Origin of the sequence: Tardiphaga sp. (assembly GCF_025356345.1) — a bacterium.
Taxonomy (GTDB): domain Bacteria; phylum Pseudomonadota; class Alphaproteobacteria; order Rhizobiales; family Xanthobacteraceae; genus Tardiphaga.
The window spans coordinates 1-6,780 of the sequence record NZ_JANXTC010000071.1 but is presented as its reverse complement, the minus strand read 5'-3'; the positions used below and the strand labels follow the sequence as shown (position 1 = coordinate 6,780).

Annotated in this window: 6 protein-coding genes; 4 read left to right on the top strand and 2 right to left on the bottom strand. The window is 66.0% G+C overall.

Translation table 11 applies throughout. The features are described from left to right. Window positions 1-238 precede the first annotated feature (238 nt). The 4 genes from Q0S16_RS04020 to Q0S16_RS04005 all read left to right on the top strand — a co-directional run bounded on the left by Q0S16_RS04020 (window position 239) and on the right by Q0S16_RS04005 (window position 4,804). A complete protein-coding gene (locus Q0S16_RS04020) occupies window positions 239-712 on the top strand; it encodes a hypothetical protein (protein WP_295845309.1) in 474 nt (157 codons plus the stop codon). Between the two features lie 46 nt (window positions 713-758). Beyond that, complete coding sequence (locus Q0S16_RS04015; RefSeq protein WP_295845307.1) at window positions 759-1,562, top strand: phosphatase PAP2 family protein; 804 nt, start codon at window positions 759-761, stop codon at window positions 1,560-1,562. Beyond that, entirely contained in the window at window positions 1,559-2,896 is a 1,338-nt protein-coding gene (gene argG, locus Q0S16_RS04010) for an argininosuccinate synthase (protein WP_295845304.1), read from the top strand. Before Q0S16_RS04015 ends, argG begins: the two co-directional genes overlap by 4 nt. 141 nt (window positions 2,897-3,037) lie before the next feature. Further along, window positions 3,038-4,804 (top strand): alkaline phosphatase, encoded by a 1,767-nt coding sequence (locus Q0S16_RS04005; RefSeq protein WP_295845302.1) that lies wholly within the window; start codon window positions 3,038-3,040, stop codon window positions 4,802-4,804. 160 nt (window positions 4,805-4,964) lie between these two features. On the opposite strand, the gene Q0S16_RS26385 is transcribed toward Q0S16_RS04005, so the two are convergent. Beyond that, window positions 4,965-5,888, bottom strand: coding sequence for an OmpA family protein (locus tag Q0S16_RS26385; protein ID WP_366517799.1), 924 nt, complete (start codon window positions 5,886-5,888; stop codon window positions 4,965-4,967). Between the two features lie 577 nt (window positions 5,889-6,465). Beyond that, window positions 6,466-6,780 (bottom strand): hypothetical protein (locus tag Q0S16_RS26380; RefSeq protein WP_366517798.1); only part of this gene is annotated, 315 nt, incomplete at its 5' end.

The window sequence follows — 6,780 nt, the reverse complement described above, 5'->3', positions numbered from 1 at the left end:
CTTGTCCCGGACGCAGCGCAATGCGCCTCCGCAGGAGGCGTCATGCGCCGCGGAGCCGGGACCGCCAAAACGTCGTTGCCTGATACGGTCCCGGCTCCGCGGAGCGGCATAAGAATGCCGCACCGCGTCCGGGACACGAGCCTTATCTTTCATCTCTCAGGATCAGCCAAAAGGCCGGTCCCAAACTCGCAATGACGGCTGTGATGTCCATCGCGCCACCCAACCACAGGAATTTCCGATGGCGTTAATCGGCCGCCTGTTCGTGATCTGCTTCGCGTTCGGCGTCGCCTGCCTGCTCGCCGGTGGCATCGTGGTGTTCTCGATCCTGTTTCCGGAAATCAGCGCGCTCGAGACCGGCATGCTCGATCCCAACGCGCTCAACATCCTGCTCGGCTTCGGCTTCATCTTCTTCAGCGGCTTTGCGCTGCTGCCGGCGGTCGCGGTGGTCACGATCACGGAGGCGTTCGACGTCCGCGGCGTGGTGGCCTATGCGATCGGCGGCGCAATGGTCGGCCTCGCCTGCTATCTCGGCCTGATCCCGTTCGATACCGACACGATGCGCTTCGACGGCATCATCCGCCGACATCTCGAAGTGATGACCGGCGCGGGCATCGTCGCCGGCCTGATCTACTGGCTGATCGCCGGCCGCAATGCCGGAAAATGGCGCCAGCCGCGCGCTTTGCCGCAGGCGGAGCCCGTGGCCAAACTTTAGGCCCCGCCGCCTTTTCATCGCCCGCCTCGTCGGCTAAACCGCTTTCATGAACCGGACCGGCCTGTATATCGCGCTCACACTTTTTACTGTCATCGGATTGACCTTCGGATTCTACCCCGAACTCGATCTCAAGCTCGCCGCTCTGTTTTACGATCCGGCGAGCCAGAGCTTTCCGATCAAGACTCATGAAGTCGCGATGTTCGCGCGCGACGCCGCGATGTGGATCTGCTGGGCTTTCGTGCTGCCGTCGATCGTGGCGCTGATCACCAAATTGATCTGGCCGAACCGGAAGCTGCTGATCTCCGGCAACACCATCGCCTTTCTGCTGATCACCATCACGCTGGCGGCGGGCATCCTCACCAATTTGACCTTCAAAAGTCACTGGAGCCGGCCGCGCCCGGTGATGGTGTCGGAATTCAGCGGCCCATGGCAGTTCAAGGCCTGGTGGGACCCGACCGGGGAATGCGGGCGCAACTGCTCGTTCTTCTCCGGCGAAAGCGCCACCGCGTTCTGGACCCTGGCGCCCGCGGCGCTGACGCCGCCGGCATGGCGCCCGATTGCCTATGCCGGCGCGCTGGCGTTCGGCGCGCTGACCAGCGTGCTGCGGATGGCCTTCGGTGGGCATTTCTTCACCGACGTGACCATTGCCGGGCTGGTCACCTTCCTGGTGATCTGGCTGGTGCATGGCTGGATCTTCCGCTGGCCGGCGACCCGCAAGACCGACGCCGAGGTCGACGCCACGTTGACGCGCTTTGCCTGGCCGGGCTATCGCTGGCGGCGGAAATGGCGCGGTCGCGATGTCGGGCCGGTGCCCAATGCAACTGAAACTACCCGATTGGACGTTCGATGACGACGATCTTGAAGAGCTTGCCCCAGGGACAAAACGTCGGCATTGCGTTCTCCGGCGGGCTCGATACGTCAGCGGCGCTGCTGTGGATGAAGCAGAAAGGCGCCCGCGTCTTCGCCTATACCGCCAATCTCGGCCAGCCCGACGAGACCGACTACGACGAGATTCCGCGCAAGGCGATGGAGTTCGGCGCCGAGAAGGCCCGCCTCGTCGATTGCCGCGCGCAGCTGGTCCATGAAGGCATCGCCGCGATTCAGGCCGGCGCCTTCCACGTCTCGACCGGCGGCATCGCCTATTTCAACACCACGCCGCTCGGCCGCGCCGTGACCGGCACGATGCTGGTCTCGGCCATGAAGGAAGATGGCGTCAACATCTGGGGCGACGGCTCGACCTACAAGGGCAACGACATCGAGCGGTTCTACCGCTACGGCCTGCTGACCAATCCCGATTTGAAGATCTACAAGCCGTGGCTCGACGACCAGTTCATCCACGAGCTGGGCGGCCGATCCGAGATGTCGGCGTTCATGACCGCGCACGGCTTCGCCTACAAGATGTCGGCCGAAAAGGCCTATTCGACCGACAGCAACATCCTCGGCGCCACCCATGAGGCCAAGGATCTCGAAGACCTCAACACCGGCATCCAGATCGTCAATCCGATCATGGGCGTGCCGTTCTGGCGCGACGACTGCGTCGTCAAGGCCGAGCGCGTCGTGGTGCGGTTCGTCGAGGGCCAGCCCGTCGCGCTGAACGGCCAGACCTTTGCCGATCCCGTCGCTCTGTTCCTCGAGGCCAACGCCATCGGCGGTCGCCACGGCCTCGGCATGAGCGACCAGATCGAGAACCGCATCATCGAGGCGAAGAGCCGCGGCATCTATGAAGCCCCCGCGATGGCGCTGCTGCACATCGCCTATGAGCGCCTGGTCACCGGCATCCACAACGAGGACACCATCGAGCAGTACCGCATGAGCGGCATGAAGCTCGGCCGGCTGCTCTACCAGGGACGCTGGTTCGATTCGCAGGCCTTGATGCTGCGCGAAACCGCGCAGCGCTGGGTGTCGCGCGCCATCACCGGCGAAGTCACGCTCGAACTGCGCCGCGGCAATGACTACTCGCTGCTCAACACCGTGAGCCCGAACCTGACCTATAAGCCGGAACGGCTGAGCATGGAGAAGGTCGAGGACGCGCCGTTTACGCCGGCCGATCGGATCGGCCAGCTCACCATGCGCAACCTCGACATCACCGACACCCGCGCCAAGCTCGACCTCTACGCGAAATCGGGCCTGCTGAGCGCCGAGCACGGCTCCAACATCCCCAAGCTCGAGAACGACAAGGGCTGAGCGATAGGGCGTCGGTGGGTTAGCGCGGAGCGCGTAACCCACCCCGCGGCCTGGCCGAGACGGCTGCCTGTCATTGACTCGTCACCCGGCCGTCGTAATGGATGCCCGACGTCCGTGACGGACGTCATGGGGGCGTTCATCATGAAATATCTTGTCGCGACATCGGCGCTTGCGCTGGTTGTGATCGCGTCGCCGCTGGCGGCGCAGACGATCTACCCGATCGACCGCGCCGAGATTCTCGCCGGTGCCAGCTTCGATTTCAAGGTCGAATTCCCCGGCCTGGTCGAGCCGGCCGCTATCAAGGTGACGATCAACGGCACCGACGCCACCGCCATTTTTGGCAAGCCTGGCAACTTTGTCGTGCGCGAAGACGGCAAGGATCAATCCGCGCTGCTGCTGCGCGATGTTTCACTGAGCAAGCCCGGCACTTACAGGATCGAGGTCAGCGACGGCACGCATAGCCGCGGCATCGGCTGGAACGTGTACGACACCGGCGCGCGCAAGGCGAAGAACGTTATCCTGTTCATCGGCGACGGCCTGTCGCTGGCGCATCGCGTCGGCGCCCGGCTGCTGTCGAAACAGATCAGCGAGGGCAAGAGCTTCGGCAAGCTGGCGATGGATGACATGCCGCGCATGGCGCTGGTCGGCACCGCCGGTTCGGACTCGATCATTACCGATTCGGCCAATTCGGCCAGCGCCTATGCCACCGGGCACAAGACCGCGACCAACGCGATGGGGGTCTACGCCGATCGCACCATTGACGTGTTCGACGATCCGCGTGTCGAGACCATCACCAGCCTGGCGAAGCGCCGCCACGGCATGGCGATCGGCATCGTCACCAATACCGAGATCGAGGACGCGACCCCCGCGGCCATGGTGGCCCACACCCGCCGCCGCGCGGCCTATGACCAGATCGTCGAGCAATTCTTCGCCGCCAGGCCGGAAGTGTTGATGGGCGGCGGCGCGGCAAATTTCCTGCCGCAGGCTGCGACCGCCTCGAAGCGCCGTGACGACCTCGACTACATCGCGAAATTCCGCGATGCCGGCTACCCCTATGCGACGACAGCAAGCGAGCTGCATGCGCTGGCCGCCAAACCCGACACAAAAAGGCTGCTCGGCCTATTTACGCCGGGCAACATGGACGGCGTGCTGGACCGCAAATTTCTCAAGGGCGGCGGCGTCTCGAAATATCCGGAGCAGCCCGACCTCACCGAACAGCTGCAGGGCGCGCTTGATATTCTGGCGCGCCACGACAACGGCTTCTTCCTGATGGTGGAATCCGGGCTGATCGACAAATATGCGCATATGCTCGACATGGACCGCGCGGTCTACGACACCATCATGCTCGACAACGCCGTGCGCCTCGCGAAGGACTGGGCGAAGGCGCGCGGCGAGGACACGCTGATTTTGGTGGTCTCGGACCACAGCCATCCCAACAGCCTGGTCGGCACCGTCAATGACGACATGACCACGATCCCGAACACGCCGCTGCGCGAGCGGATCGGCGTCTATGAAAAAGCCGGGTTTCCGAACTATCCGGCACCGGACAAGGATGGCTACCCCGCGCGCATCGATGTCAGCCGCCGGCTCGCGATCATGTCCGCCAGCCTGCCCGACCACTATGAGACACTGCGGCCGAAGCTCGACAACCCCAATGAGCCGACCGAAAAGGGCGACACGCCCGGCACCTTCAAGGCCAACGAAAAATACCGGAATGCGCCCGGCAGCATGCTGCGGCTCGGCAACCTGCCGGCAATGATGAGTGCCAGCGTGCACTCCGGCGAGGACGTCATCCTGACCGCCATTGGCCCCGGCAGCGACCGCGTCAGCGGGGCGATGGACAATACCGAAGTGTTTCGCGTCATCGCGGACGCGCTGGGATTGGCGGCGGGGGCGGCTGCGAAGTAGCAGCGTCACTCTCCACCGTCGTCCCACAGCTCAAAGAAAATGGCCGGGATTGCTCCCGGCCATTTTTCATTTTCGTAGTTGCCGCATCCACTTCCCGCGCCAACTTTGAAGTCTTGCGGCGAAACCAGGGCAGCAGCGAAATTCGCTGCTGCTTCAAGGGTTAGCGTCGTGACGGAATTGTGCCCGGGGGCGGCGGCGGTAGCGAGGCGGTACCGCCGTTCAGCAGCGGCGTGATGTTGCGGATGGTGACGCGGCGATTCTGCCGCTCCGCGTCCTGGGTCGGGATCTTCAGATACTGCTCGCCATAGCCCTGCGACGTCAGATTCTCCGCCGGCACCTGGAATTGCTGGGTCAGCAATTGCGCCGCCGATTCGGCACGGCGATCCGACAGCGACAGATTGTCAATGTCCGAGCCGACCGCGTCGGTGTGGCCTTCGATCAGGAACACCAGTTTCGGATTGCGCGAGATCGCCTTGTTGAGGCCGTCCGCGATCACCTGCAGCTTCGAGGCCTGGTCCGGCGGAATTTCCCACGAGCCAAGATCGAAATTGATGGTGTCGAGATCGATCGACGGCATGCGCTGACGAACCGCTGGGCTGTAGCGGATTTCATCGAGCGAGTAGCGACGATCGATGCGCTCCACCGGCGGCGCCAGCAGCGTATCGTAGATCAGTTCGGGCGACGCCTGATCATAGTCGACGATGTAGCGGTTCTGCGGAATCCGGATCAGCGGCGGCGGCAAATCCACATAGAAGCCGCCGGGGCCTCCGGGACCGCGGAACGAGTTGTCGATGATGATCAGCTCGCGACCGTCGCGGTCGCGGCGCACCCGGCGCAACAGCTGGCCATCGCGGCCGACCACCGTGATGATCTGCGACCCGTCGGGCCGGATCACGATGGTGCGGCTTTCATCGCCGATCTGCTGGGTCTGGATGTCCCGCGCGCCATAGCGGAAACGGTCGACCTCATTGTGCCGGATGAACGACTGACCGCCCGGATCCTGAACGATGATCCGGCCCGGTTCGGTGAAGATCCTGCGACCACCGACGTCACTCTCGCGGCGCTGGCCGCGGAAATCGTCCATACGCTGCGGCCCGGGAGCCTGCGCCCCCGGCGCAATCGGGGCCAGAGCGGCAGCCGGAGCCGGTGCCGGTGGAATCGGCGCGCTGACGGTCGGCGGCGCAATGCGAGCCGCCGGAGCCGGAGGCGCATTGCCGGTCTGCCCACCAGGCGCGGTGGGGGCAACGGGAACGACGCCGGGAGCAGCCGGCGTTGCCGCGGGTGCAGCACCGCCAGCACCAACCGGTGCACCGGCACCGCCAGGGCCACGTGGTCCACCGGGACCGCCCGGACCTCCGGGTCCGCCACGGCGTTCACCGGGAGCAACGCCAGCAGGCGGAACTCCAGCCGCAGGTGGGGTGACAACAGGTGGCGTTCCCGCGGCGGGCGGAGGTGTGACGGGCGCCGCTGATGGAGCCGCGGGCGCAACAGCCGGACGTGCCGAAGACGGCGGAGTTGCCGGAACCGGGGCCGCCGGCGTGGTCGCGGGAGCTGGCGCAGCCGGAGCGGCTGAGGGCGCGGGTGCCGAGGGTGCTGAGGGCGCGGGTGGAGTGGGACGCGCGCCCGGGGGCGGCGTGCCAGGCTCACGGCGTTCGCCGGGCTCACGACGTTCGGGGCGTGCCCCGGCGGGTGGCGTGGGTGGCGTCGGAGCCGCACTTGGCGCAGGCGCAGCCGGCGGCGTCGGCCGTGCGGCAGGCGCGGCAGCCGGAGGCGCGGTCGGAGTCGGGCGTGGCGGCGGCGGAGCGGCATCCGGGGGCGCCGCAGGACGCGGCGGCGGCGGTGCTACGACTGGAGGTGCCGGACGCGGCGGCGGTGCGGCAGCCGGAGGGGGCGGCGGCGGCGCAGCCGGACGAGCAGCGGGTGGCGGAGGCGGAGGCGGAGCGGCGGCGGGAGGCGCGGCGGGACGCGGCGGCGCG

Coding starts and splice junctions, on each gene's coding strand:
- Q0S16_RS04015 (WP_295845307.1), top strand. CDS start 759: ATGAACCGGACCGGCCTGTATATCGCGCTCACACTTTTTACTGTCATC.
- argG (WP_295845304.1), top strand. CDS start 1,559: ATGACGACGATCTTGAAGAGCTTGCCCCAGGGACAAAACGTCGGCATT.
- Q0S16_RS04005 (WP_295845302.1), top strand. CDS start 3,038: ATGAAATATCTTGTCGCGACATCGGCGCTTGCGCTGGTTGTGATCGCG.
- Q0S16_RS26385 (WP_366517799.1), bottom strand. CDS start 5,888: ATGGACGATTTCCGCGGCCAGCGCCGCGAGAGTGACGTCGGTGGTCGC.
- Q0S16_RS04020 (WP_295845309.1), top strand. CDS start 239: ATGGCGTTAATCGGCCGCCTGTTCGTGATCTGCTTCGCGTTCGGCGTC.